26 protein-coding genes and 1 pseudogene are annotated in these 26,362 nt (G+C 63.2%); 19 read left to right on the top strand and 8 right to left on the bottom strand.

From position 1 onward, the window contains the following. The 5 genes from V6M52_RS16235 to V6M52_RS16215 form a co-directional block, all read right to left on the bottom strand. Positions 1 to 1,653 (bottom strand): MBL fold metallo-hydrolase, encoded by a 1,653-nt coding sequence (locus V6M52_RS16235; RefSeq protein WP_332701824.1) that lies wholly within the window; start codon positions 1,651 to 1,653, stop codon positions 1 to 3. A 68-nt stretch (positions 1,654 to 1,721) separates the two neighbouring features. Then, entirely contained in the window at positions 1,722 to 2,546 is an 825-nt protein-coding gene (locus tag V6M52_RS16230; protein WP_332701822.1) for a sugar phosphate isomerase/epimerase family protein, read from the bottom strand. Further along, positions 2,543 to 3,712, bottom strand: a complete 1,170-nt coding sequence (locus tag V6M52_RS16225) for a dihydrodipicolinate synthase family protein (RefSeq protein ID WP_332686986.1) — start codon at positions 3,710 to 3,712, stop codon at positions 2,543 to 2,545. The genes V6M52_RS16230 and V6M52_RS16225 overlap by 4 nt, the downstream gene beginning before the upstream one ends. Positions 3,713 to 3,875: 163 nt before the next feature. Further along, on the bottom strand, positions 3,876 to 5,027 hold the full coding sequence (locus V6M52_RS16220; RefSeq protein ID WP_332701820.1) for a Gfo/Idh/MocA family protein: 1,152 nt from the start codon (positions 5,025 to 5,027) through the stop codon (positions 3,876 to 3,878). A gap of 100 nt (positions 5,028 to 5,127) precedes the next feature. Next, a complete protein-coding gene (locus V6M52_RS16215; protein WP_332701818.1) occupies positions 5,128 to 5,844 on the bottom strand; it encodes a sulfite exporter TauE/SafE family protein in 717 nt (238 codons plus the stop codon). Between the two features lie 240 nt (positions 5,845 to 6,084). On the opposite strand from V6M52_RS16215, the gene V6M52_RS16210 reads away from it, so the two are divergent. From V6M52_RS16210 to V6M52_RS16195, 4 genes are all read left to right on the top strand, one after another. Next, positions 6,085 to 7,122 carry a Bug family tripartite tricarboxylate transporter substrate binding protein gene (locus tag V6M52_RS16210; RefSeq protein WP_332701816.1) on the top strand — a complete coding sequence of 346 codons (1,038 nt, stop codon included), beginning with the start codon at positions 6,085 to 6,087 and terminating at the stop codon, positions 7,120 to 7,122. 77 nt (positions 7,123 to 7,199) lie between these two features. After that, positions 7,200 to 7,727: a tripartite tricarboxylate transporter TctB family protein gene (locus V6M52_RS16205; RefSeq protein ID WP_332701814.1), complete on the top strand. Its 528-nt coding sequence runs from the start codon at positions 7,200 to 7,202 to the stop codon at positions 7,725 to 7,727. Between the two features lie 12 nt (positions 7,728 to 7,739). After that, on the top strand, positions 7,740 to 9,266 hold the full coding sequence (locus tag V6M52_RS16200) for a tripartite tricarboxylate transporter permease (protein WP_332701812.1): 1,527 nt from the start codon (positions 7,740 to 7,742) through the stop codon (positions 9,264 to 9,266). After that, the gene (locus V6M52_RS16195) at positions 9,241 to 9,909 is read left to right on the top strand and encodes a TetR/AcrR family transcriptional regulator (protein ID WP_332686998.1); all 669 of its coding nucleotides are present in this window, start codon (positions 9,241 to 9,243) and stop codon (positions 9,907 to 9,909) included. Before V6M52_RS16200 ends, V6M52_RS16195 begins: the two co-directional genes overlap by 26 nt. Here V6M52_RS16195 and V6M52_RS16190 read toward each other — a convergent pair. Next, positions 9,906 to 10,829, bottom strand: a complete 924-nt coding sequence (locus V6M52_RS16190; RefSeq protein ID WP_332687000.1) for a LysR family transcriptional regulator — start codon at positions 10,827 to 10,829, stop codon at positions 9,906 to 9,908. The two genes, V6M52_RS16195 and V6M52_RS16190, sit on opposite strands and share 4 nt — an antisense overlap. A gap of 457 nt (positions 10,830 to 11,286) precedes the next feature. Between V6M52_RS16190 and V6M52_RS16185 the strand changes: the two genes are divergently transcribed. Genes V6M52_RS16185 through V6M52_RS16160 form a run of 6 tightly spaced genes read left to right on the top strand, consistent with a single transcriptional unit; the run spans position 11,287 to position 17,569 of the window. Beyond that, positions 11,287 to 12,576, top strand: coding sequence for an ABC transporter substrate-binding protein (locus tag V6M52_RS16185; RefSeq protein WP_332687001.1), 1,290 nt, complete (start codon positions 11,287 to 11,289; stop codon positions 12,574 to 12,576). Between the two features lie 2 nt (positions 12,577 to 12,578). Further along, on the top strand, positions 12,579 to 13,526 hold the full coding sequence (locus tag V6M52_RS16180) for a carbohydrate ABC transporter permease (RefSeq protein WP_442881879.1): 948 nt from the start codon (positions 12,579 to 12,581) through the stop codon (positions 13,524 to 13,526). Continuing rightward, complete coding sequence (locus V6M52_RS16175) at positions 13,519 to 14,403, top strand: carbohydrate ABC transporter permease (RefSeq protein WP_442881878.1); 885 nt, start codon at positions 13,519 to 13,521, stop codon at positions 14,401 to 14,403. The genes V6M52_RS16180 and V6M52_RS16175 overlap by 8 nt, the downstream gene beginning before the upstream one ends. Before the next feature lie 2 nt (positions 14,404 to 14,405). Continuing rightward, positions 14,406 to 15,425, top strand: a complete 1,020-nt coding sequence (locus V6M52_RS16170; protein ID WP_332701810.1) for a Gfo/Idh/MocA family protein — start codon at positions 14,406 to 14,408, stop codon at positions 15,423 to 15,425. Beyond that, positions 15,422 to 16,507 (top strand): Gfo/Idh/MocA family protein, encoded by a 1,086-nt coding sequence (locus V6M52_RS16165; RefSeq protein ID WP_332687006.1) that lies wholly within the window; start codon positions 15,422 to 15,424, stop codon positions 16,505 to 16,507. Before V6M52_RS16170 ends, V6M52_RS16165 begins: the two co-directional genes overlap by 4 nt. Positions 16,508 to 16,516: 9 nt before the next feature. After that, positions 16,517 to 17,569, top strand: a complete 1,053-nt coding sequence (locus V6M52_RS16160; protein ID WP_332701808.1) for an ABC transporter ATP-binding protein — start codon at positions 16,517 to 16,519, stop codon at positions 17,567 to 17,569. Between the two features lie 23 nt (positions 17,570 to 17,592). On the opposite strand, the gene V6M52_RS16155 is transcribed toward V6M52_RS16160, so the two are convergent. Continuing rightward, complete coding sequence (locus V6M52_RS16155) at positions 17,593 to 18,360, bottom strand: TetR/AcrR family transcriptional regulator (RefSeq protein WP_332701806.1); 768 nt, start codon at positions 18,358 to 18,360, stop codon at positions 17,593 to 17,595. Positions 18,361 to 18,535: 175 nt separating this feature from the next. Here V6M52_RS16155 and V6M52_RS16150 point away from each other — a divergent pair, with 175 nt between their 5' ends. The 7 genes from V6M52_RS16150 to V6M52_RS16120 all read left to right on the top strand — a co-directional run bounded on the left by V6M52_RS16150 (position 18,536) and on the right by V6M52_RS16120 (position 24,353). Further along, complete coding sequence (locus V6M52_RS16150; RefSeq protein ID WP_332701804.1) at positions 18,536 to 19,492, top strand: ABC transporter ATP-binding protein; 957 nt, start codon at positions 18,536 to 18,538, stop codon at positions 19,490 to 19,492. Between the two features lie 89 nt (positions 19,493 to 19,581). Beyond that, a complete protein-coding gene (locus V6M52_RS16145) occupies positions 19,582 to 20,337 on the top strand; it encodes an ABC transporter permease (protein ID WP_332701802.1) in 756 nt (251 codons plus the stop codon). 8 nt (positions 20,338 to 20,345) lie between these two features. Next, positions 20,346 to 20,684 carry a VOC family protein gene (locus V6M52_RS16140; protein WP_332687016.1) on the top strand — a complete coding sequence of 113 codons (339 nt, stop codon included), beginning with the start codon at positions 20,346 to 20,348 and terminating at the stop codon, positions 20,682 to 20,684. A gap of 99 nt (positions 20,685 to 20,783) precedes the next feature. Next, positions 20,784 to 21,107, top strand: coding sequence for an ArsR/SmtB family transcription factor (locus V6M52_RS16135; protein WP_332687059.1), 324 nt, complete (start codon positions 20,784 to 20,786; stop codon positions 21,105 to 21,107). Next, positions 21,104 to 21,538 (top strand): SRPBCC family protein, encoded by a 435-nt coding sequence (locus V6M52_RS16130; protein WP_332701800.1) that lies wholly within the window; start codon positions 21,104 to 21,106, stop codon positions 21,536 to 21,538. Before V6M52_RS16135 ends, V6M52_RS16130 begins: the two co-directional genes overlap by 4 nt. 36 nt (positions 21,539 to 21,574) lie before the next feature. Next, positions 21,575 to 22,009, top strand: a complete 435-nt coding sequence (locus V6M52_RS16125) for an iron chaperone (protein ID WP_332687020.1) — start codon at positions 21,575 to 21,577, stop codon at positions 22,007 to 22,009. A gap of 88 nt (positions 22,010 to 22,097) precedes the next feature. Further along, positions 22,098 to 24,353: an excinuclease ABC subunit UvrA gene (locus V6M52_RS16120; protein ID WP_332701798.1), complete on the top strand. Its 2,256-nt coding sequence runs from the start codon at positions 22,098 to 22,100 to the stop codon at positions 24,351 to 24,353. 22 nt (positions 24,354 to 24,375) lie between these two features. Here the strand turns inward: V6M52_RS16120 and V6M52_RS16115 are convergent, their stop codons facing one another. Continuing rightward, entirely contained in the window at positions 24,376 to 24,624 is a 249-nt protein-coding gene (locus tag V6M52_RS16115; protein ID WP_332687024.1) for a DUF2188 domain-containing protein, read from the bottom strand. 110 nt (positions 24,625 to 24,734) lie between these two features. Here V6M52_RS16115 and V6M52_RS16110 point away from each other — a divergent pair, with 110 nt between their 5' ends. Continuing rightward, entirely contained in the window at positions 24,735 to 25,838 is a 1,104-nt protein-coding gene (locus tag V6M52_RS16110) for an NAD(P)-binding domain-containing protein (protein ID WP_332701796.1), read from the top strand. A gap of 144 nt (positions 25,839 to 25,982) precedes the next feature. After that, positions 25,983 to 26,362, top strand: a pseudogene (locus tag V6M52_RS16105) (PhoH family protein); the annotation flags it as partial.

Here is a 26,362-nt window from a genome sequence, read left to right as displayed (position 1 = left end):
CTACTCGTCGAAACCCCGGCTCTCCACCGGCGTGATCGGCGTCGCCACATGCGCTGGCGAGGGCGCTGCGCCGAGTTCCGACAACTGCTTTTGCAGGGCCTGCATCACGGCCAGCTTCTCGCCGTCCGACCCCGATTGCAGCTTCTGGCTCAGGCGGATGGTGAAGTCGGCGAAGGCATTGTGCCAGTCCGAATGCACTTGCAGCGGATCGATGCGCGGCGTCGCCGGCCGCGCCTTGGCCCCGACGCCCGCAGCGGTCAGCTCGAAATAGTCATCCAGCAGCGGCAAGATCACCTGGTCGCCGCCAATGCCGATATCGATGATGGCGCTGCGCAAAGCGGCGCGCTCCTCGTCCTCGCCATGGGTGAGGAAAATGGCGCCATGTGCCGGCAGGCGTTCCTTGATCCAGGCCATCAGCTCGGAATGATCGGCATGGGCGGAGTAGTTTCCGATGGAGCGGATAGTGGCGCGGATGGGCACCAACGTGCCGTGGATGCGGGCCTCTTTCGCTCCGGACAGGATGACGTGGCCCAATGTGCCGGGCGCCTGGTAGCCGACGAACAGCACGGTGGCATTGGCGCGGATCAGATTGTTGCGCAGGTGGTGCTTGATGCGACCAGCATCGGCCATGCCCGAGGCCGACATGATGATGGCGCCGCCGCGGATGGCGTTGATCGCCTTGGAATCCTCGACCGCCTCGATGATGCGGAAGCGCGGATCGTTGAACAGCTCGTCGGCGCCCAGTTCGACATCGTCGAACATGCGGGCATATTTGCGATAGACGCCGGTGACCTTGGAGGCCAGGGGGCTGTCGAGGAAGACCAGCCTGGGGTCTATTTCCCCGCCTTTGATGAGCACACCGATATCGTGCAGCAGTTCCTGACTGCGCTCGACGGCAAAGGCCGGGATGACCAGATTGCCGCCCCGCGCCAAAGCAGTGTTGATCTCCAGCTTGAGCGCCTCGCGGCGCTGCGCGAGGGTATAGTCGTCGCGCTCGCGGCCGCCATAGGTGGATTCGCAGAGGATGTAGTCAAAGCCTGCTGGGCCCTCGGGCTCGTTGTAGAAGACCTTTTCGTCCGGCCCGATATCGCCCGAGAACATCAGGCGGATGGTTTTTTCGCCGTCACGGACTTCCACTTCGATAGAGGCCGAGCCGATGATGTGGCCGGCATTCCAGTAGCGGGCGCGCACGCCGGGACCGGGGGTGATCCACTCGCCATATTGGCAGGTCTGGCGGTGCGCCAGCGCTTCGGTGGCATCTTTCATCGTATAGAGGGGCCGGGCTGGCTCATCGCCGCGCCGATTGTGCTTCCTGGTCTCCCGCTCGGCTTCCGATTCCTGGATGCCGGCGCTGTCGGGCAGCATGTATTCGAGCAGGCCCGCGGTCGGTTCGGTCATCCACATCGGCCCGCGCCAGCCCTCGCGATAGAGCTTGGGCAGGAGCCCGGCGTGATCGATATGGGCATGCGTCAGCAGCAGGAAGTCGATGGCCTTGGGGGCAAACGGCGTCGGCTTGAGATTGAGGTCACGGACGCTCTTGTTGCCCTGGAACAGGCCGCAATCGACGAGAAACTGGCCTTGCGGATGCACCACGCGATAGCACGAGCCGGTCACCGTGCCCGCCGCGCCATGGAAATGCAGGGTTACGGTCATGGCGCGTTTCCTCCGTTTGTTGTCGCCGCAGACTAACCATTTGCCGCGGCGACGAAAGGGGGAAGACGTCAGCAGACGGTTGCGACACGCTCCTTGATCACGGCCAGGACCTCGTCGCCGGGCCGCTTCCACCAATTGTCCTGGGAGAAGATCTCCACTTCCTGCGGACCAAAGAAGCCGGCGTCTTCGATCATCTTGCGGATGCCTGGCAGGTCAATGACGCCGTCGCCCATCATGCCGCGGTCGAGCAGCATATCCTTGGTCGGCACCAGCCAGTCGCAGATATGGTGGGCGAATATGCGCTTCATACGGCCCGCCCGGGCGATGGCCTGGGCCAGTTTGGGGTCCCACCAGACATGATAGACATCGATGGCGACGCCGACGGTCTCGCCCAGCGTCTCGCAGATATCGAGCGCCTGATCGATGGTGTTCACGCAGGCGCGGTCAGCCGCATACATCGGGTGCAACGGCTCGATGGCAATCTTGATGCCGCAGGCCCTGGCATGGGGCAGCATGGCGGCGATGCCGTCGCTGACCATCTGGCGGGCGCCGGGCAGGTCCTTGGACGACCCGGGCAGGCCGCCCACCACCAGCACCAGGCAATCGGCATTGAGCGCGGCCGCCTCGTCGATGGCGCGCAGGTTGTCATCGATCTGAGTCTGGCGGCCGGCCGCAGTCTCGGCGGGGAACATGCCACCGCGGCAGACGCCGGTGACCTGGATCTTGTTGGCGCGGACAATGCGCGCGGCTTCATCGAGCCCGATGGCGGCGATCTGGTCGCGCCAGGGGGAAATGGCGGTGATGCCGGCGCGCAGGCACCCGTCGACGGCTTCGGCAAAGCCCCAGACCTGACGCGTGGTGGCCAGGTTCAGCGAGATAGCACGCTGTGTCATGCCGTCACCCCGTGGATAGCCAGAACCGCCTTCATGCGGCTGGCAGCAAGATCGGGATCGGCCAGGACGCGGGCCTTGTCGGCGAGGCGGAACAGCTCGGCCAGATGCTGCAGCGAGCGGGTCGATTGCTGGCCGCCGATCATGGTGAAGTGGTCCTGCAATCCATTGAGATAGGCGAGGAAGACCACGCCGGTTTTGTAGAAGCGCGTCGGCGCCGCGAAGATGTGACGGCTGAGCGGCACGGTGGGTTCGAGCAGGTCGAAGAACTCGTTATTGTTGCCCTTGCCCAAAGCGGCGAGGCCGGCGGAGGCAGCGGGGGCGATGGCATCGAAAATGCCAAGCAGGGCGTGGGAATAGCCCTGACCATCGCCGGCGATCAGTTCGGCATAGTTGAAGTCGTCGCCGGTATACATCTTGACCGATGCCGGAAGCCGCCGGCGCATGGCGATCTCTTTTTCCGCAGAGAGTAGCGAGATCTTGATGCCATCGACCTTGGCGGCGTTGGTGGCGATGACGTCGAGGCAGACATCCATGGCCGCGTCGTGGTCGATATTGCCCCAATAGCCCTGCAGGGCCGGATCGAACATTTCACCGAGCCAATGCATGATCACCGGCTGCTTCACCTGGGAGAGGATGCGGCCATAGACCTTGGCGTAGTCGTCCGGTGACTTTGCGGCGGCGGCGAGGGCGCGGCTGGCCATGAGGATGACGCGGCCGCCCTCGGCCTCCACGAAGCCGACCTGCTCTTCATAGGCCTTGATAATCTGGTCGATGGTGACATCGGGACCGGGTGTGAGGTGATCGGTGCCGGCGCCATAGGCAATGAGGCTGTCGTCCCGCGTGCGGGCTTCGGCCTGGGCACGGCGGATCAGCTCCTGCGCGTCGGTCCAGCTCAGGCCCATGCCGCGCTGGGCGGTGTCCATGGCCTCGGCGACACCGAGCCCGAGATCCCAGAGGCGATGGCGAAATTTGAGGGTTGTGTCCCAATCGATGGCCGGGGTGAGCCAGGGATCGTTGCTGGCCAGCGGGTCGGCAACGACATGGGCCGCCGCATAGGCGATGCGATTGAAGTCGCTCGCCTTGTGCTTGATGAAGGGAATGGGTTCTCCGGTCAGCGTATAGCTGGTGATGCTGCGATCGGGATTGGGCAGGTTGATACTGGTCATGAATACCCCCTCATCCGCCCTTCGGGCACCTTCTCCCGCGAGGGGAGAAGGGTGGCTCCGTGGACGTTTCTGGCTCGGTGCCCCCTCTCCCCTCACGGGAGAGGGTGGATCGGCCGGAGGCCGAGACGGGTGAGGGGGCTTGCCACCGTCAGTTTCGAAACGATCAGAATTCCAGCTTGGGCACGTCGAGCCAGCGGCGTTCGGCCCAGCTTTTGAGGCCGAGTTCGGCGAGCTGGACGCCCTTGGCGCCGGCTTCGAGGCCATATTCCCACGGCGCGTCTTCGGCCACGTGCTTGAGGAACATTTCCCACTGCGCCTTGAAGCCGTTCTGAGCCGGCCAGTTATCAGGCACTTCTTCCCAATCGCCGAAGAAGTTCATGGTTTGCGGCTGGTCGGGGTTCCACACCGGCTTGGGCGTATTGACCCGATGCTGGCTCCAGCATTTATGCAGGCCCGCCACCGCAGAGCCATGCGTGCCGTCGACATGGAAGGTGACGAGATCGTCGCGACGGACGCGCGTGGTCCAGCTTGAATTGATCTGGGCGATCACCCCGCCTTCGAGCTCGAACGTGGCATAGGCGGCGTCGTCGGTATCGGCCTTGTAGCGGTTGCCCTTTTCATCGACGCGCTCGGGGATGTGGGTGGCGCCCAGGCACGACACGGCCTTGACCTCGCCGAAGAGGTTATCGAGCACATAGCGCCAGTGGCACAGCATATCGAGGATGATGCCGCCGCCATCGGCCTTGCGGTAATTCCAGCTTGGGCGCTGCGCCGGCTGCCAATCGCCCTCGAAGACCCAATAGCCGAACTCGCCGCGCACCGAGAGAATGTCGCCGAAAAAGCCAGAGTCGCGCAGCATCTTGAGCTTCATCAGGCCGGGCAGGAACAGCTTGTCCTGCACCACGCCATGCTTGAGGCCCGAGGCGCGGGCGGTCTTGGCGAGATTGACGGCGATCTCCAGCGAATCCGAAGTCGGCTTTTCGCAATAGACATGCTTGCCGGCGGCGAGGGCCTTTTCGATGAGGCTGGCGCGCATCAGCGTGGTGCCGGCATCGAAGAACACGGTGTCTTCCGGGTTGGCCAGCGCGGCATCGATGTCGCTGCTCCAGCGCTTGATGTCGTGCTTTTTCGCCAGCCGCTCGATCTTGTCGGCGTCGCGGCCGACGATGATCGGATCGACTACCAGACGGTCGCCATTGGAAAGCACGACGCCGCCCTGGTCGCGAATGGCAAGGATCGAGCGCACCAGATGCTGGTTGTAGCCCATGCGTCCGGTGACGCCGTGCATGATGAGTCCGAGCCGTCTATCCGCCATTCAATTCCTCCCGTGCCGTGTCCGGCGTGTAACTGGTTAGTTACTTAGCTACACGGGACAGGGCGGGGCCGTCAAGCCGGGATCGCTGTCGATCCTCGTCCTAGAGTCCCAGAACCATCTTGAGGCCGATGAAGCCGAGAAAGACCAGGATCATCTGATCGAACGCCTTGCGGCTGAGTCTGCTGCTGGCCCATTGGCCCAGCGGCATGAAAAGCAAGATGGGGCCCAATGCCAGCAATCCCTGCAGCAGCCATTCGGGGCGCATGACGCCGGCAGCCCACAAGGCCGGCAGATGCACAAGCGAGAAGGTGAGGAACATGGCCGAGACCGCAAACAGATGCGCGGGCCGCTCCATGGCCATGGCATGGATGAAGGTGACCCCGATCGGTGCGGAGATGCCGGTGGCACCCTGCAGGATACCGCCGCCGGTGCCGGCCAACGGTCCAAGGCGCCTGGCCGCCGCCAAACTCAGCGAAAAATGCGGTGTGGCAAGGCGCAGCGCTACATAGGCGAGCAGAACGATCCCCAGCGTCAGCACCAGCGCGCGCTCCGGCAGGGTGGTCAGCGCCCAGGTCCCCAAGGCGACACCGATGGCGCCGCCGGCTAGAAATGGCGGCAGGAAGCCTAGCCGCGGGGATTGCGCCTCCTGCCGGAAACGCCAGACCTGCCAGGCATTGGTGGCGATCAGCGGTATGGTCATCAGGCCGATGGCGTGCTGCAGCCCGAAGACGGTCGCGAGCACCGGCAGGGCGACAAGGGGCAGGCCCATGCCGGTGGCGCCCTTGACGATGGCACCGAGCGCGAGCGCCAGCGCCATGACTATTGCCGACTGCGGTTCCACATTCACCCCCATGCCACCCGATGGTTCATGTTGCTCCGGGAGACCGGTTTGCGCAACGGCCATGCTGCGGAGACTACGGGAAAAAACCGGAGCTACGGCCATGTCTCGGCATAACTGGACGGTTACTTATTGGTTGACAGCAGCGCCGGGACGGCAGCAGTCTGGGCTTGTGGTCACGGAAATATCCGGGCTGCACGCAGCAAGGGAGGAAACACGATGAACACACGACTGTTGTTTGTCCTGGCAGGCGGCGCATCGGCGCTGTTGCTGGGCACATCATTGAGTGCAGCACAGGAATGGCAGCCCGACCGGCCCATCAACCTGATCGTGCCTTGGGGCGCGGGCGGTTCGACCGACCAGATTTCCCGCGTCACCGCGCCGATCCTGGCCGAGGCACTGGGCGTCGACGTCGTGGTGGTCAACCAGCCGGGGGCCTCTGGCGCCATCGGCACCCAGGAGGTGCTCAACGCCCCGCGCGACGGCTATACCTGGACCGCCAATGCCATAGCCAACAACGCCACCTATTCGGTCACCGGCCTTTTGGAAGACACCGACATCGACGACTGGCACATCTACCTGTCGGTCGCCAATGTGCCGGTGGTCAGCGTGCCGTCCGACAGCGAGTTCACCGATTTCGGACAGTTGCTCGAGGCGCTCAAGTCGCGCGGCGGTGAAATCACCGTGGCAACCGCCGGCATCACCTCCTCGGGTGGCACGGCCATTGCCGCGCTCAGCGACGAGGCAGGTTTTGAATATAACATGATCACCTATGACGGCGGCGGCCCGGCGGCCATTGCCACCGCCTCCGGCGAAGCCATGGTGACGACGCAGCTGGCGGTGGAGCAGACCGAACTGATCCGCGGCGGGCGGCTCAGGGCCCTGGCCGTGCTGTCCAACCAGCCGCTGGTGCTCGACGGCGTCGATCCGATCCCCCCGATCACCGACTACCTGCCCGAGATTGAGCTGGCGCCAGACTATTTCGGCATTTTCGTGCCGGTCGGGGTACCCGATGAAGTGATCGCGACGCTCGATGCGATCTGGGCCGACAAGGTGATGAGCTCCGAGGCGATCAGGACCTATGCCGAAACCTTCGGGGCGGTGTTCGCTCCCTCCTTCGGTGCCGAGGCGCGTGCCCTGGCCATGCCGGTGGTGATCCTTGAGGCGTGTTCCTCGGTGGCACGCGGCGAGGCAGTCAACGATCCCTCCACGATCGGCATTGACTGCGAAACCCGCACCGAAGTGGGCGTTCCGTAAGCTGGTGGGGCGGGCCAATGCCCGCCCCCGCTGCTCGCCGCCGGGCTTTGGCGCAAGGCCGCATCAGGAGCATGTTCATGGAAAGCCAAACCGACCCTGACGATCACGCCATCCGCGCGCGCGCCGACCTACTTACCGCCGTGGTGCTGGTCGGGCTCGGGCTGGCCGTGACCTACCTATCCTGGACCATGCCGCGCCTTGAGGCCCGGCAGATTCATCCCGCGACCATTCCTGGCCTCGTGCCGATCATGCTCGGCGTCATGCTGACCCTGTGCGGGACCTTGCTGGGGCTGCGATCCTGGCGCCTTGAGGCGCCGGGCGGCTGGCGGAGTCTGGCAGTGCTGTTCACCACGCAGCAGGTGCGGCGCGTGCTGGCGGTGCTGGCATTGGCGCTGGTCTATACGCTGGTGCTGGTGGGCTGGCTGCCCTTCTGGGCCGCTTCGATGATTTTCATCTTCGGCTTCATCGTGCTGTTCGAGGTCTGCCTCACCGATACACCCATCCCGCTGTGGCGCAGTGCACTCTGGGCGCTGGCCATTGCCATTGTGGGCGGTGGCGGCATCTATCTGGCCTTCGCCCGCATCTTTCTCGTTCGCCTGCCATAGCGAGGAGCCCTGATGTTTGACGGATTGCTGCTGCTCGGCCAGGGGATTGCGCATTTCCTCACCCCCGCCTCCCTGTTCAACGTCGTCTGGGCGACGCTGCTGGGGCTGGTGATCGGCATCCTGCCAGGGCTGACCGCGACCATGGGCGTGGCGCTGCTGGTGACGCTGACCTACAAGATGGCGCCCGACCAAGCGATCCTGACGCTGATGTGCGTCTATCTGGGCGCCATCTATGGCGGCAGCCGCACCGCCATCCTGCTCAACATCCCGGGGACACCGGCCAATGCCGCGGCATCGCTCGACGGGCATCCTCTTGCCATGCAGGGCAAGGCGGGACTGGCCATGGGGCTGGCGACGACCTCCTCGACGCTGGGCACCATGGTCGGCATTTTCTTTCTGGCCATCATTGCGCCGCTCCTGTCCGAAGCGGCGTTGAAATTCGGCTCCTACGAATTCTTCTGGCTGGCGCTGTTCGGGGTCGTCATCTCGGGCCAGATGTCGGGCAGCGACACCCCGCTCAAGGGCTATATTGCCGGCATACTGGGCCTGCTCGTCGCCATGATCGGCATGGAGACGCTGCATGCGCACCAGCGCTTCACCTTCGGCATTGCGGCGCTTGGCGGCGGCGTCGACCTGATCCCCGCCATGGTGGGGGCATTCGGCTTTGCCGAGATCTTGTCCACCATGAAACGCAAGGCCGTTGGCCGCGTTGCCGAGGTCAATGACCGCGTCGTGCCCACCTTCCGGGAAATCTTCCAATATTGGCGGACGATTTTGCGCTCCGGCATTATCGGCACCTTTGTCGGCATCATCCCAGGCGTTGGCGAAGATGTTGGTTCCTGGAGTTCCTATGCCGCAGCCAAGCGCGCCTCCAAGCACCCCGAGGAATTCGGCAAGGGCAGCCAGGAAGGGTTGATCGCCGCCGAGACCGGGGACAATGCCGTGGTGTCGGCCGCCATGATCCCGACCCTGACCCTGGCATTGCCCGGCTCGGCGGCCGCAGCCGTGCTGATCGCGGCCATGTATATCCACGGCATTCGGCCTGGCCCCATGCTGATGGTGGAGAACCCGGTCTTTCTCTACCAGGTTGTGGCCATGCTGCTGCTGGCGACGCTGGCCAATCTCATCTTCGGCCTGTCGCTGACCAAGGTCTTCATCAAGGTGCTGATGGTGCCACGCGAGCGGCTGATGGCGATCATCTACGTGCTGTGCGTGGTCGGCTCGTTTGCCATCACCCAGCGCATGTTCGACGTCTATGTTATGCTGTTTTTCGGCATTGTCGGCTTCATCCTGCGGGAGATGAAATATCCGATGGCGCCGCTGGTGCTCGGCATCGTGCTGGGCGACCTGCTCGATCTCAACCTGCGGCGCGGCCTGCTGCTGACCAATGGCGATCCGACGCCGTTCTTTACCCGTCCGATCAGCGCTGTTATCTGCCTGATCATCGTCCTCACCATCCTCATGTCCATTCCGGCGGTATCCAAGCGTGTCAGAGCCATTTTCAGCCGCACAAGTGCGGAAACCCCAGCCAAAGGCTGAGGCTGCGGCGCCGGTCAAGCGGGCGCGCAATTCGGGGAAGACCAAGGCGGCGATCCTCGTCGCCGGACGTGCCGAATTTGCGGCGAGGGGCTTCGAGGGCGCGCGGGTCGATGCCATCGCGGTGCTGGCCGGGGCCAACAAGCGCCTGCTCTACCACTATTTCGGCAACAAGGAGGACCTGTACCGGGCGGTGCTGCTCGATGCCTATCAGGAAATCCGCCGGGGCGAACGGGCGCTCAGCCTTGACCAGTATGGCCCGGTTGACGCCATGGACCGGCTGGTGCGTTTCACCTTCCGGCACTTCCTCGCCAATCCGTGGTTTCCGCGGCTGCTCAACACCGAAAATCTCGAGAACGCCCGGTTCCTCAAGACCCTGCCCGATATCCAGGCGCTGCATTCTCCCCTGGTGGGGCAGATCACCACGATCGTCGAGCGTGGCGCCGATGTCGGCATTTTCCGCCGCGATGTCGATCCGGTACAGCTCTACATATCCATCGCCGCACTGGGCTTTTTCTACGTCTCCAACATGGCGACGCTGTCGGTGATTTTTTCCCGCGATCTGAGTGGTATCGACATGGTGCAGGAGCGTGAGGCGCAGGCCGTGCAGATGGTGCTGGACTATCTGCGCACCCAGCCGGCCTAGTCGAGCGGCGGCAGCACAGCGCTCGCGGCTTCTCGCAAGCGGGCAATCAGCTCGGCGACGCGCGGCTCTTCGGCGCGTTCCTGCAGGACATAGATGCCGATCAGGTTTTGCGGCGTCGGCTCGGTGATGCTGATGCGCCGCAGGCCGCGGCGGATGAATTCATCGGCCATCACTTCGGTGTGGCTGATCACCGCATCGCTGCGCTCGACATAGTCCAGGCACGCCGCCAGCGAATTGGAGGCAAAGATATATTTACCCTGGTCGAAGGGCGCGCTGCCCGAAGTGGTGCGGCTCCAGGCTTCGAAAAAGCGCTGGTGCCGGATCTCCGGCAGCGAACTGGTGACGGCTGGAAAGGCCTCGATCTCGGCGATGGAGCGCGGGCGGCTCAGCAAAGCGTGGCCTTCGCGCACGAAATAGCCCTGCCCGACCCGGGTCAGCGGCACCATCCTGGCGCCGGTGCTGCGGCTGAGCCCCTCGATCTCATGCGCAACGAAAAGTGAAATGTCGCCACTCAGCATCTGGTCCATGCAGCGCAGCTGATTGCCCAGGCTCACATGGATGCGGGCATTGGGATAGGTCCGGGAATAATCCAGCACCATGTCGCGGATGAACAAGGTCCACCATGAATAGCCCGAGCCGATGCGCAGACCCTGCTCGGTGCGGCCGCGCTGGTGGGCGATGGCATTGAGCGTGTTGTCGTAGAGCCGCCGCATCAGCCGGCCGTTCTGATAGAGCGTCTCACCATATTCCGTCAGCTCTACCCCGCGGGGCGAACGGATGAGCAGCGGCACGCCGAGATTTTCTTCGAGCTTGCGCATGTTGAAGGTCAGCGTCGGCTGGGTGATGAACAGGGCCGTTGCTGCCGCGCTGATCGTGCCAGCCTCGGCCACGGCGAGAAACTGATTGAGCAGCTTGTCCATACACGCCTCCTGCGGACATAGAAGAAATCTATATCGGACAGGTTATTTCGTATTTTTCTTTTGGTCCAGACTGCGCCACTCTATCGGACAAGAAGACGAAATCGGCCTTCCAAAAAGGCCGTGGAGGATGGCTCCAGGCTTTTGCCGGGCGCCGAAAACACCGAGAATCCGGGCAATTTCGCGATGTGACGGAGGTTGCGATAGAGGGCTTGCCGGCTTGGCTCATCTTCCATACAAGTAATTGCCTAGCAGAGAACGCGTGTGCTATGTCGTAACCAGTCGGTTATTTGCGCAAATTGCTTAAGGATAGTTCGGCAAAAAGCGCTATCGCCTGCACTTGACAGGGTTGTCGGAATGCGGCGGATATGTAACCGGTTAGTGACTTAGCGGCAGGGAGGCTGCTGAGCAAATGCCGTTCCGGAAGCCGGAACGACCACAATTCATGGGAGGAAACTTGATGAGTATCCGTATCGATCGCCGCAAATTCCTGATGGGCAGCTCCGCGCTCGTCGCCGCCGGTGCCGCCGGCGTGATGCCGAGCTGGGCCCAGGCGTCGAGCCTGCGCCTCACCTTCTGGGGTGGCCAGGCCCGCGCCGACCGCACCTATGGCGTGACCGACCTCTACACGGCCGCCAAAGGCACCGCCGTCGAGGGCGAATTCCTCGCCTGGAACGACTACTGGCCCAAGCTGGCGACGCAGACTGCTGGCGGCAACGCCCCCGACATCATCCAGATGGACTACCGCTATATCGTTGAATACGCCAAGCGTAACGCCATCGCTCCGCTCGACGAATTCGTCGGCGGCGCCCTCAAGCTCGACGGCTTCGACGCCGATCAGCTCGAAGGCGGCAAGGTCGACGGCAAGCTTTATGGTATCTCGCTCGGCGCCAACTCGGTGGCGACGCTCGTCAACGTCTCGGCTTTTGAGGAAGCTGGCGTCGAGGTGCCGACCAATGCCTGGACCCTGGACGACCTGATGGCGATCGGCGAGGCCTTCAAGGCAGCCAATATCCGTGGCGGCATGAAGGCCTTCATGGACGGCTCCTATTCCGAACCGATGCTCGACAACTGGCTGCGTCAGCGCGGCAAGGCGCTCTACACCGCCGATGGCAAACTGGGCTACGAGGAGGCCGACGCCGTCGAATGGTACCAGCTCTGGGCCAAGCTGCGCGAAGCAGAGGTCTGCGTCTCGGCTGAAGACCAGGCCCTCGATACCGGTCCGCTTGAGACCACGATGGTAGTGCTGGGCAAGGCGGCGATGATGCCGTCCAACTCCAACCAGCTCGTGGCCTTCCAGGCCATCGTCCAGGACAAGCTGGGCATGGTGGGCTACCCGCGTATCGCTGCCGGCGTCGGTGGTGGTCACTACCGCAAGCCGTCGATGTTCTTCTCGGTGGGCGGTTCGTCCGCCAACAAGGAAGCGGCGGCCGATTTCATCAACTTCTTCATCTCCGATCCGGAAGCGGCAAAGCTGCTGGGCGTCGAGCGCGGCATTCCGTGCGTCGCTGCCACCCGCGATGTCGTTGCGCCGACGCTCGATGAGCAAAGCCAGGTCGCGCTGAACTTCGTGGCCAATCTGGGCGACCTGCTTGGCCCGCTGCCGCCCTCCCCGCCGGCCGCTGCCGGTGAAATCTCTGAATCGCTGATCCGTACGCTGGGCCAGGAAGTCGGCTTCGGCGCCAAGACGCCGGAACAGGCTGGTGCCGAACTCGTCACCGGCGCCAACGACATCCTCAGCCGAGCATAGACATGACCGCGCGCTCTCTTGAAACGGGCGCTTCCGCAAGGGAGCGCGCGGCCACCCCCTCCACCTGGTCCCGGATCTGGCAGAACGATGCCCCGGGATATCTGTTCCTCTTGCCCTGGCTCGTGGGATTTCTCGGCCTGACTATCGGCCCGATGGTCACCTCGCTCTATCTCAGCTTTACCGATTTCGACCTGCTGACCTCGCCTGATTGGGTCGGCGCCAACAACTACATGCGCATGTTCACCAACGATCCCAAATTCTGGGCTTCGATGCGGGTGACCATGTTCTTCGTCATCTTCTCGGTGCCGCTCAAGCTCGCCTTCGCCCTGGCAGTGGCCATGCTGCTCAACCGCGGCATCAAGGCCCTGCCGATGTATCGGGCGCTGTTCTATCTACCGAGTCTGCTCGGCGCGTCGGTGGCCATCGCCATCCTGTGGCGCCAGATCTTTGCCGGCGACGGCCTAGTCAACAAGCTGCTGCTGATGTTCGGTATCGAGGGTCCGAGCTGGATCTCCAATCCCAAGACCTCGCTGTGGACACTGATTATCCTGGCAGTGTGGCAGTTCGGCTCGCCGATGATCATCTTCCTGGCCGGGCTGCGGCAGATCCCGACCGACATGTACGAGGCGGCAAGCCTCGACGGCGCCAGCAAATGGCGGCAGTTCGTCAAGATCACCCTGCCCCTGCTGACTCCTGTGGTGTTCTTTAACGCCATCATCCAGACCATCGAGGCCTTCAAGAGCTTTACGCCGGCCTTCATCATTTCGGGCGGCACCGGCAATCCGATCAATTCGACGCTGTTCTATACGCTCTATCTCTACCAGGAGGCGTTCGGCTTCTTCCGCATGGGCTATGCCTCGGCCCTGGCCTGGGTGCTGCTGGCACTGGTTGGCATCTTCACCGCCTTCTCCTTCTTCACGTCCAAATACTGGGTGCACTACGATGAGTGATGTCCCCGCCAAACTAACCGTGGTCACCGGCGCCGAGGCGCCCGGCCGCAAGCGGCTGACCTCGGTACTGATCCATGTGGCGCTGCTGGGTGCCTCGGTGCTGATGCTCTATCCACTGCTGTGGCTGCTGGCCGCATCCTTCCGTCCGGAAAACGAGATCTTCACCTCGGCCAGCATCATCCCGTCGGCCTGGAGCCTGGATGCCTATGTGCGCGGCTGGAACGGGTTGCGCACCAGCTTTGGCACCTTCTATGTCAACAGCTTCATCATTTCGGGCCTGTCGGTGATGGGCAATGTGATTGCCTGCTCGATGGCGGCTTTCGCCTTTGCCCGGCTGGACTTCAAGTTCAAGAACTTCTGGTTCGCCATGATGCTGATGACGCTCATGCTGCCCTATCAGGTCACCCTGATCCCGCAATATGTGCTGTTCCGGCAGTTGGGCTGGGTCAATACCTTCCTGCCGCTGGTGGTACCCAAATTCCTCGCCGCCGACGGCTTTTTCATCTTCCTGATGGTGCAGTTCTTCCGCGGCCTGCCCAAGGAACTCGACGAGGCCGCCCGCATGGATGGCTGCTCGGCCTGGCGCATCTACTGGAAGATCATCCTACCCCTGTCCATGCCGGTGCTGGCTACGGCCGCGATCTTCACCTTCATCTGGACCTGGGATGACTTCTTCGGACCGCTGATCTATCTCAGCGAGATGAAGTCCTACACCGTCATGCTGGGCCTGCGCACCTTCACCGACAGTACGGGCGAGAGTGACTATGGCGGGCTGTTTGCCATGAGCGTGCTCAGCCTTGTGCCGATCTTCCTGTTCTTCTTATTCTTCCAGCGACTGCTCATCGAAGGCATCGCCACCACCGGTATGAAACGCTAGACATGACTGACATCAAGTTTGCCGCCATCGGCATCAATCATCCTCACATCTACGGGCAGGTTGATTGCCTCAAGGAGGCCGGCGGCCAGTTCGTGGCCTTCCATGCCGTCGAAGACGATCTTGCCGCAGAATTTGCAGCCAAGTATCCCGAGGCCAAGCGAGTCGCCGACCCGCGTGCCATCCTCGAGGACGCAGCGGTCTCGGTCGTGCTGACCTCGGCCATTCCGGCCGACCGCGCCGCCATCTCGATTGCGGCGATGCAGCATGGCAAGGATGTGCTGACCGACAAGCCGGGCATGACCACCTTTGCCCAGCTCGATGAGATCAAGCGCGTGCAGAAAGAAACCGGCCGCATCTATGGCGTGCTCTATTCCGAGCATTTCGAGGTGCGTGCCACCGTCGAGGCCGGCAATCTGATTGGCCAGGGCGCCATCGGCAAGGTTATCAATACGGTGGGCCTGGGCCCCCATTCGCTGCGCCTCAACAACCGCCCCGACTGGTTCTTCGAGCGGTCGCGCTATGGTGGCATTCTCTGCGACATCGCCAGCCACCAGTTCGAGCAGTTCCTGTTCTTCTCCAATGCGATGGACGCCGAAGTGGTCTCGGCCACGGTCGCCAATCGGGCTCACCCCGAAAAGCCTGGCCTGCAGGACGTGGGCGACGCTCATGTCCGCACCGCCGATACCTCGGGCTATATTCGCGTCGACTGGTTTACCCCCAAGGGCCTGCCCACCTGGGGCGACGGACGCCTCACCATCCTGGGCACCGAGGGCTATATCGAGCTGCGCAAATATATCGATATTGCCGGCAAGCCGGGCACCGATCATCTGTTCCTGGTCAATCATGAAGGCCCGCGCCACATCGATTGTTCGCAGGTCGAGCGGCCCTTCGGGCGCCAATTCCTGGACGATGTGCGCAACCGCACCGAGACGGCCATGCCGCAGGAGCGGTGCTTTAATGCGATGAAACTGGCGCTGACAGCGCAGCAACTGGCCGAACGCGGCACGGAGTGGGCACGATGAGCAAAATCTTCAACGTCGCCATCATCGGCGTCGGCATCGGCCGCAGCCACATCGTCGAGGGCTATCTGCCCAATGCGGACAAGTTCAAGGTCAAGGTTCTGTGCGACCTCAATGACGAGCGCCTCGCCGCCGTGGCCGACGAATTCGCCGTCGAGGGGCGCATTGCCAGCTTCAACGACGTGCTGGCCATGGACGATATCGACATCATCGATATCTGCACGCCTCCGGGCCTGCACTATTCCATGGTCATGGCCGCGCTCAAGGCCGGCAAGCATGTCATCTGCGAAAAGCCGCTGGTCGGCTCGCTGGCCCAGGTCGACGCCGTCATCGCCGAGGAGAAGATCTCCAAGGGCATGCTGATGCCGGTGTTCCAGTATCGCTTCGGCAATGGCATCGAGCAGGCCAAGGCGGTCATCGATGCGGGCCTGGCCGGCAAGCCCTATATGGGCACGGTCGAAACGTTGTGGCGGCGCGATGCGCCCTATTATGCCGTGCCCTGGCGCGGCAAATGGGCGACCGAACTCGGTGGCGTGCTGATGGGCCACGCCATCCACCCGCATGACCTCTTCACCTATCTGATGGGCGACATCGATCGCGTCTTCGGGCGCGTCGCCACCCGCGTCAACCCGATCGAGGTGGAAGACACCATTTCGGCCTCGCTGCTGATGAAGAGCGGCGCGCTGGCCAGCCTTACCGCCACGCTCGGCTCGGCCGACGACATGACCCGCATCCGTCTCGCCTTCGAGAATGTCACGTTCGAGAGCGACCATGCCGCCTACAATCCCGGCGAGAAGCCGTGGAAGATCCAGGCGCGCAATCCGGGCACCGAAGCGGCGATCGCCGACCTGCTCAAGGACTGGCAGCACGTGCCCTCCCGCTTTCAGACGCAGATGGCACGATTCCACGAGGCGCTGACCGGCGCCGCCAAACTGCCGGTCACCAGCGCCGATTCGCGGCGTTCGCTCGAACTTGTTACCGCCTTCTACCATTCGTCGGCGACTGGCGAGGACGTGGCCCTGCCCATCGGGCCCGGCCATCCACTCTACGAGAGCTGGGTTCCCGCCCAGTTCCGGGCTGCTTAGGAGATCACCGTGGCGACCAACATCCAGCTCAGGCAGATCGTCAAGGCCTATGGCGACATCCAGGTGATCCACGGCATCGATCTCGACATCGAGCCGGGTGAGTTCACGGTTTTCGTCGGCCCTTCCGGTTGCGGCAAATCCACCCTGTTGCGCATGATTGCCGGGCTCGAGCCGATCTCGGGGGGTGACCTGGTGATCGACGGACAGCGCATGAACGACGTGCCGGCGGCCAAGCGCGGCATCGCCATGGTGTTCCAGTCCTATGCGCTCTACCCACATATGAATGTCTACCAGAACCTGGCCTTTGGTCTGGAAACCGCCAAGACACCCAAGGAAGAGATCAAGAGCCGGGTGCAGCGCGCAGCCGAAATCCTGCAGATCGTGCCGCTGCTGCAGCGCAAGCCCAAGCAGCTCTCGGGCGGGCAGCGCCAGCGCGTCGCCATCGGCCGCGCCATCGTGCGCGAACCCAAGATATTCCTGTTCGACGAGCCGCTGAGCAACCTCGACGCCGAACTGCGCGTGCAGATGCGCGTCGAGATCGCCAAGCTGCACAACGATCTGGGGAACACCATGATCTACGTGACCCATGATCAGGTGGAGGCCATGACCATGGCCGACAAGATCGTTGTGCTGCGCCTGGGCATTATCGAGCAGGCCGGCGCACCGCTCGAGCTCTACAACAATCCCAAGAACCTGTTCGTTGCCGGCTTCATCGGCTCGCCCAAGATGAACTTCCTCACCGCCGTTGAAAACGGCGCAGGTCTCAAGGTGGCGGGCAATGTGCTGACGCTACCGCGCGCCGTAGCCGGGGCAGCGACGCTGGGCGCGCGCCCAGAGCACATCACGCTGTTTGAAGGCAATGGCATCAAGCTGGCCGATGTGCGGGTGGACCTGGTGGAAAACCTGGGCGGGCAGACGGTGGTCTATGCCACCACGGCGGACAACCAGCCCATCAATATCGTGCTCGAAGGCCAGCGGGCGGTGGAACTGGGCTCGACCGTTGCCGCTTATATCGACCCGGCGCGCATCCACCTGTTCAATGCCGAAGGCACCGCGATCTAGACAGCTCTGGGCCGTCTCGGACTTCAGGCCTTGGCCTTGCCCTCTATCAGGATCGCCAGCCCGTCCAGAATCCGCTCGAGGCCGAAGTTGAAGGCCCGGTCGGGATCGCCCAGGCCGTAGAGTTCGCCGACGACGGGCCCGACCCGGGCGGCAACCGGATAGGGCGTATAGTCGATGGTTTCGAGAAAGGGGGCGATAGTGTACCACCATTCGTCGTCGCTCAGCCCGGTCTGCTCCTTGACCATGCGCGAACGCGCCACGTCGCGGGCGGCGCCGTGCACATAGTTGGCGACCATGGTCACCGACATGTCCATCTCGACCTCATCCAGCCCAAGGCCCTCGAAAGCGCTGAGGAATATATCATAGGCGCGCATGGTGTGCGGGCCCAGAACGGGGCGGTGGGTGGATATCTGCAGCACCCAGGGATGAGTGATATAGAATTCGCGGAAGGCGCTGGCGACGAAGGTGACATTGGCGCGCCATTGCGCCGGGTCGAACCGCGGGGCTTCCTCAATCCGCAGACCCGCCGCGCCATCGAGCATCAGGTCGAGCAGCACGGCCTTGTCGGGGATGTGGGTGTAAAAGCTCATTGGCGAAATGCCGACCGCCTCGGCGACGCGCCGCGTCGAGACGGCCTCGATGCCTTCAGCATCGGCGATGGCCACCGCAGCGGCAACCAGATCGGCAACGGCGACCTTGGCCTTGGGGCCGCGCTTTGGACCCTCCGCACGCCCCCACATCAGCTGCAGGGTTCTGATCGGGTCACCGCGTCCGGCAATATCCTCGGCCATCAAGCCTCCAAATAACTCTTTACACCGTACAAGATTGTGCTAAACATTGTACGACGTACGGAGTTATAGCCCTCCGCTGCGAAAAAGTCGAGCCCGCTGTCGAAATGCCACCTGCTGACGCGTCGTGTCAGCAGGGCTGGATCAGTGTGCCCGCAGCAAGGACAAGGGGACCGAAATGATCCATGCCAGAGACCTCACCCGCACCTTCAAGACCAAGACCGGTCCGATTGAGGCCGTCCGCGGTCTCAGCCTTGATGTCGCTGAAGGCGAGCTGGTTGCTTTTCTCGGCCCCAATGGCGCCGGCAAGTCAACCTCGGTGCGCATGCTGACCACTCTGCTGCCGCTAACCTCGGGCAGCGCCCATGTCGGCGGTCATGACGTGGCAAGCGAGCCCGCCAGCGTCCGCCGAAAAATCGGCTATGTCGGGCAGGGCAGCGGCTCGGGGCCATATCACCGGGTGCGCGACGAGCTGGTAACCCAGGGCCAGGCCCAGCGAATGAGCGCCGCGGCGGCACGGAAGCGGGCCGACGAATTGCTCGGCATGCTGGAACTCGAAAGCCTGGCCGACCGCACCTGCGCCTCGCTCTCGGGCGGGCAGAAGCGCCGGCTCGACGTGGCTTTGGGGCTGATGCACACCCCGCCCATTCTCTTTCTCGACGAGCCTTCGACCGGGCTCGATCCGCATTCGCGGGCAAATCTCTGGGAGCACATCACCCGGCTGCGCCAGCAGAGCGGCATGACCATCTTCCTAACTACCCATTATCTCGACGAGGCCGACACCATGGCCGAGCGGGTCATGGTGATGGACAACGGGGTGATGATCGCCGATGACACCCCGGCCCGCCTCAAGGCTGACCTTGCCGGCGACACCATCCATGTCAGGGTGCTCTGCGAAGACCAGCGCGGCAGCGCGGCCGAGATCGCACAGAACCTGCCTGATGCACGCGAAACCAAGGTGGACGGGCGCGACATCGCCGTGACGCTCAAGGATGGCGAGGCCGTGCTGCCCGAATTCATCCGGCGGCTGCACCAGTCCGGCATCGAAGCGATGAGCGCCCGCGTGGTGCGCCCGACGCTGGACGATGTGTTTCTGGGGCTGACCGGAAGGTCGCTCCGGGAGGCTGCGGCTTAGGTCTTTAAAGGCCCCCTCACCCGTCGGCTTCGCCGCCGACCTCTCCCCAAAGGCAGAGGTAAACGTGGCTCTCACTTCAAGGATTCAAAATGTCCTTCATCACCGATACCACCATCTCCTTCCGCCGCGAGATCGGGCCGACGCTCCGCTCGTGGTACTACATCCTGTTCGGGCTGGTGCAGCCACTGCTCTATCTCGGCCTGTTCGTGCCGCTGCTGGGCAATGTGCCAGGTCCTAACGGCGCGAGCCCGCTACAATGGTTTGTGCCCGGCATGGCGGTCATGCTGGTGCTGTTCTCGACTGTCTCCTGCGGCTGGTCGCTGACCGAGGAACTGATGAGCGGCAGCTTCGAGCGGTTTCTCGCGACGCCGATGAGCCGGCCAGCCATCATGGTCGGCCGCGCGCTCAAGGAGCTGGCGCCGCTGCTGGTCCAGGCGCTGATCATCATTCTCGTCGCCGCCCCGTTCGGGCTGGTGTGGCATCCGCTGCCCATGCTGCTGGGCCTGGTATTGTTGATGCTGTTCGGGATCGGGGTAGCGTCGCTTTCCTATGCGCTGGCCATTGCCAGCAAGCACGACGGATCGCTGTTCTACATGGTCAGCCATTCGGTTGCCCTGCCGATGATGCTGCTGGGCGGGGTATTGCTGCCGATGACCAATGCGCCGGGCTGGCTCTATGTGGCCAGCCGCTTCAATCCGCTGACCTATCTGGTGGAGGCCGAGCGGGCGCTGTTCGTCAGCGAAGTCTGGACCATGCCGGTCCTCTATGGCGCGCTGGTTGCGGCGGGGGTCGCGGCAGTTGGACTGGCGGTGGGCGTGAGCCAGGTCCGCAAGGCCTCGCTCTAGGAGACACAATGAAGCTCAACCATCTCAACCTGACGGTGGACGACGCCGGGGCCGCCGCCAGCTTCCTCACCACCTATTTCGGCATGACCGAGATCGGCCGCAACAACGACAACTTCATCTTTCTGACCGACGAGAATGGCATCGTGCTTTCGCTGATGAAGGGCAAGGACGCCAGCTACCCCGCCAATTTCCATATCGGCTTCATCCGGTCCGGCCGGTCCGAGGTCGACGCGATCCACCAAAGGCTCGAGGCGGATGGCTTTCATCCCGGTCCGCCATCCGAGCACCATGGCTACACCTTCTACGTCAAGGCGCCCGGCGGCTTTACGGTCGAGTGCCTGTCCTGAGCAGGCCTGCCCATGCGGCCGGCAAGATTGGCTCTTGACTAACCCATAGCTCGTTGGCTATACGTTAATTCATAGCCAACGAGGTATGGATTGTCCCAGATATCGAATGCGCAGGACACGATCTTCAGAACGCTCGCCGATCCGACGCGGCGGGCACTCTTTGAGCGATTGTGTCGCGAAGGCGAGATAACGGTCGGGGCCCTGACGGCCCGGGCCGGCGTGTCGCAGCCGGTGGTCTCGCGGCACCTCGGGGTGCTGAAGCAAGCCGGGCTGGTGCGTGATCGCCACGAAGGCCGTCAGACGCATTACAGCGCCCTGCCGGGCGCGCTGGCGCCGCTGGTCGATTGGACCAGCGAAATGACCAGCTTCTGGGAGGGTCGGTTCGACCAGCTCGAAGGTTTGCTCAAGAGGATGGACCAATGAGTTTTTCAGGCGAGACCACGCCCGCCATCCGCACCGTCATCATCGAGCGGGAGGTCGCCCATCCGCCTGAGAAAATCTGGCGCGCGCTGACGCAACCGCACCTGATCGAGGAGTGGCTGATGAAAACCGATTTCAAGCCGGTCGAGGGTCAGAAATTCACCCTGCGCAATGAGCCCAAGCCTAATGTCAATGTGGTGGTCGACTGCGAGGTGCTGACGGTCGAGCCCAACAGGACGCTGTCCTACACATGGAACGCCTTTGGGCTTGAAAGCGTGGTGACATTCACGCTGGAGCCGACGCCGAAGGGAACGATCATCCGCATGGAGCAGACCGGTTTCCGCCCGGACCAGGAGCTTGCCTACAAGGGCGCCAAAGCTGCGTGGAAGCAGTTCATGGTGGCGCTGGAGAATACAGTCGCTTCGCTCGATTGACGCCGCCCATCCCCGAAACACAAGAGGAGAATCCCAGTGGCCACCAAAAAAACCAGCAATGCCGAAAAGGTCTTTTCGGATGCCGAGCTCGAGGCAATGCAGGACGCCAAGATTGAACGCAAGAAGGGCAAGAAAGGCGATGGCCTGGCCGATCTGCTCGCCAAGATCGCCGAGTTGAACGACAGCGACCGCGCCATCGCCGAACGCCTGCATGCACTGGTCACCGAGAACGCCCCGGACCTGTCGCCCAAGACCTGGTACGGCATGCCGGCCTGGGCCAACAAGGATGGCAAGGTGGTTTGCTTTCTCACCCCCGCCGGCAAGTTCGATTCGCGCTATGCCAGTTTCGGTTTCAATGACCCGGCCAGGCTCGACGATGGCTCCGTGTGGCCGACCTCTTACGCAGTAACCAAGCTGACGCCTGCCGACGAGAAGATGTTTGCGGCGCTGCTGAAAAAATCCGTTAGCTAGCGTCGAAAATCGGCCTGCTGACGCGTCATGTCAGCAGGCTTCTCGCAAAGTCCGCGACAGCGCCAAGACCAACGATGAGGACTGCCTCGTGACCAAACCCGACTACGGTTCGATCGTCATTCGCGGCGCCCGCGAGAACAATCTCAAGAATGTTTCGCTCGATATTCCCAAGCGCCAGATCACGGTGTTCACCGGGGTTTCGGGTTCTGGCAAGTCGTCGCTGGTGTTCGGCACCATCGCGGCGGAGAGCCAGCGGCTGATCAACGAGACCTACCCGGCCTTCGTGCAGCAGTTCATGCCGCGCTACGGCCAACCCGATGCCGACCAGCTCGAAAACATCTCGGCGGCGATCATTGTCGACCAGCAACGACTGGGCGGCAATTCGCGCTCGACCGTGGCGACGGTAACCGATGCGGCGCAGATGCTGCGCGTGCTGTTTTCGCGACTGGCCGAGCCTCGGCTCGGGCCGCCGAGCCTTTACTCCTACAACGATCCGCGCGGCATGTGCCCGGACTGCGAGGGGATCGGCCAGGTTGCAGCGATGGACATGAGCGCAGTGGTTGATGAGTCCAAAACGCTCCGGGAAGGTGCACTGCTGCCCAAGGGCTTCGAGGTCGATGGCTGGTGGTCGGCCGTCTATTTCGGTGCTGGCCTGTTCGATATCGACAAGCCGATCAAGGAATTCACGCCCGAAGAGCGCGAAATGCTCTTCAATCTCGATGACGGCCGCAAGGTCAAAGTCAACAAGATCAACCTCACCTATGAGGGCGTTGTTGCCAAGCTCAAGAAGGGGCTGGGTTCCAAGGACCCGGAGAGCCTGCAACCTCATATGCGGGCCGAGTATGAGCGTATCTTCACCCGCGCTGTCTGCCCGATCTGCCACGGCGCCCGCCTCAACGCGGCTGCGCTGACCAGCAGGATTGAAGGCCGCAATATCGCAGAGCTGTCGGCAATGCAGGTGAGCGAACTGGCCAAGCTCGTGCGTTCGATCAAGGCCGTGCAGGTCGGGCCGATGCTGGAGGCGCTGGCTTTGCGGCTGGAAAATCTGGTGACCATCGGGCTGGGCTATCTCAGCCTTGACCGAGAAAGCTCGACCCTGTCGGGCGGGGAGAGCCAGCGCGTCAAGATGGTACGCCATCTCGGTTCTTCACTTACAGACATAACGTATGTCTTTGACGAACCCTCAGTGGGCCTGCATCCGCACGATGTCGGCCGGCTCGCCGGACTGATGCAGCAGCTGCGCGACAAGGGCAATACGGTGCTCATTGTCGAGCACAAGCCCGACATGATCGCCATTGCCGACCATGTGGTGGATATGGGGCCCCGTGCCGGCAGCAAGGGCGGCGAGATTGTGTATGAGGGCAATTTCGCGGGCCTGCTGACCAGCGGCACGCTCACTGGCAATCACATCAAGAAGCATCAGGCGATCAAGGACAAGGTGCGCAAGCCAACGGGGGAGCTCAAGATCGCTGAGGCGAAGTTGAACAATCTCAAGGGCGTGTCGGTCACCATCCCCAGAGGGGTGCTGACGGCGGTCTCGGGTGTCGCGGGTTCCGGCAAATCAAGCCTGATCCAGGGTTGCCTGCCAACCGCCTATCCCGACACCATCATCATCGACCAGAACCTGGCGCGCGGTTCGCGGCGGTCCAATACCGCGACCTATACCGGTATCCTGGACAATGTACGCAAGGCCTTCGCCAAGGCAAACGGGGTCGACGCGGCGCTGTTTTCGGCCAATTCCAGGGGGGCCTGCCCGGACTGCAACGGGCTGGGCGTGATCTATACCGATCTCGCCCATCTCGACCCGATGGTCACCACCTGCGAGACCTGCGAGGGCAAGCGGTTCCTGCCCGAGGTGCTGGAGCACCACCTGCGCGGCAGGTCGATCGCCGAAGTCTACGGGATGAGTATTTCCGACGCCGTGGTCTTCTTCACCGAGCCCGCCATCGCCAGGATACTCAAGAGCCTCGACGACGTCGGCCTGGGCTACCTGACGCTGGGCCAGCCGCTCTCGACGCTGTCGGGTGGCGAGCGACAGCGCCTGAAGCTGGCAGCGGAACTGGGCAAGCAGGGCAATATCTACGTGCTCGACGAACCGACCACGGGCCTCCACATGAACGATGTCGATACGCTGATCGGCCTGTTCGACCGGCTGGTCGATGCCGGCTCGTCGGTCATCGTCATCGAGCACAATCTCGACGTGATCTCGCGAGCCGACTGGGTCATCGATCTTGGCCCCGGCGCGGGGCAGGATGGTGGCACGATCCAGTTCGAAGGCGTGCCGGCCGACCTGGCCAAGGCCAGCGGATCGCTGACGGGGCACCATCTGGCGGCGCGGGGATAGTGCACCCGGCGGCCGGGCGTTCTCAGCGAAGGTCATCCTCGACATCGGTTTCCGGCCGATCGCCGCCATCGGTCTGCTCTTCGTGCCAGGTCCCCTTGCTGTCCTGATACTGAATGGCCTCGTCGCGCCCACCAAGCTGCTGGCGCTGGGCCGCAGCAGTGGCGGCGTCAAGCGCGGCCCGGTGCGACGGGAAGGTCTCGGAGAATACGTCACCGACCTTGTAGGCATAGCCGCCGTCGTGCTCGACGATGTCGTAAGTCACATGTGCCATGATGTTGCACTCCTTGCGCCAGACAGAACCCGCAGGATGGCCGGAGGTTGCCATGCTTGCTCATGCCGCGTCGCGTCCCTACATGGATGGGGTCGTATTTGGGGGCCAGGGTGCCGGATCAGGATCAGGGGGCGCGGGTCGCGCTCAAGCTGGACATCGTCGTCATCGGCGCTGGGCAGGCCGGGCTTAGCTCAGCCTATCATCTCAAGCAACTCGGTCTCGAAGCGGGGCGCGATTTCCTCGTGCTCGACGGGGCGCCCCAGCCGGGCGGCGCCTGGCAATATCGCTGGCCCTCGCTGACCCTTTCCACCGTCAACCGTGTGCATGACCTGCCGGGCATGAGCTTTGCCGATATTTCCGGGGACGACGACAGCGTGCGCGCCTCGGTTGCCGTGCCGCACTATTTCGGCGCCTATGAAGAGCGCTTCGGGCTCAATGTGCTGCGTCCGGCAACGGTCGGCGTGGTCTGCGAGCGCAGCGAGCGACTGCGTGTCGAGACCGATCGCGGGCTGTTCTCGGCACGCGGGGTGATCAACGCGACGGGCACCTGGGAGAAGCCGTTCATCCCCGAGTATCCGGGACGCGAGAGCTTCAGCGGCCGGCAGCTGCATACGCAGGAATTTCGCCAGGCCGAGGATTTCGCCGGCCAGCACGTGCTGATCGTGGGCGGGGGCATTTCAGCGATCCAGCTGCTCGACCAGATTTCGCAGGTGACGCGCACCACCTGGGTCACCCGGACGCCGCCGCGCTTCCGCGAGGGGCCGTTCGACCAGGAGGCCGGCCGCGCCGCCGTGGCCATGGTCGAGACGCGCGTTCGTGCCGGCCTGCCGCCCAATTCCGTCGTTTCCGTCACCGGCCTGCCGGTGACGCCCACTATCGAGGCAATGCGCCAGCGCGGGGTACTGGAGCGCCAGGACATGTTCCAATCCATCACGCCGACCGGCGTGCGCTGGGCAGATGGTCGCGAGCTGGCTGTCGACGTCATCCTGTGGTGTACTGGCTTCCGCAGCGCGCTGGACCATCTGGCGCCGCTGCAACTGCGCGAGGAGTCGGGCGGCATTGTCATGACCGGACGACTGGCCACCCAGGTGGCGCGCGATCCACGCGTGCATCTGGTCGGCTATGGTCCCTCCGCCTCCACCATCGGGGCCAATCGCGCCGGCGCGGCGGCGGCCAGGGAATTGACCGCGTTTCTTGGCCTGGCGGGGCAGTAACATTGCAGCGCCCCTTTCATCGCGGCGCGCAGTCACAATATTGCTACAGACACCGAACGCAAATCGGCCTAGCCTCGTTAATGTAGTCGCGGCGCAAGCCCGCAGCCGCGCTGAGCGTGGAGCCACACCAGTTTGAGCAGGCACTTGTCACCGACCGCAGACAACGCACTCGCATCGCAACTCGAACTCGCTTTTGAAGACAATCGCCTCGCTGCCCAGCTCTATGGCGATTTTGACCAGAACCTTGCGCTGATCGAACAGCGCATGAAGGTTTCGGCTACCCCCCGCGGCAATCACGTCCTGCTCAAAGGCGCGGCCAGCTCGGTCGACCAGGCGCGGCGCGTACTCGAATCACTCTATGGTTCTCTGGAAGAAGGCCGCTCGGTCGATATCTCCGATGTGGACGGCGTCATCCGCATGATCGAGACCGAGGACAGCCAGCTCACCCTGCCGACGCTCGAGCGCAAGGGCAAGGTGCGCATGGCCCAGATCGCCACGCGCAAATCCACCATCGTCGCCCGCAC

Source organism: Devosia sp. (assembly GCF_036676215.1).
GTDB lineage: Bacteria > Pseudomonadota > Alphaproteobacteria > Rhizobiales > Devosiaceae > Devosia.
Note: the sequence above shows the minus strand (reverse complement) of the source record. Positions and strands in the feature narration are given on the sequence as shown.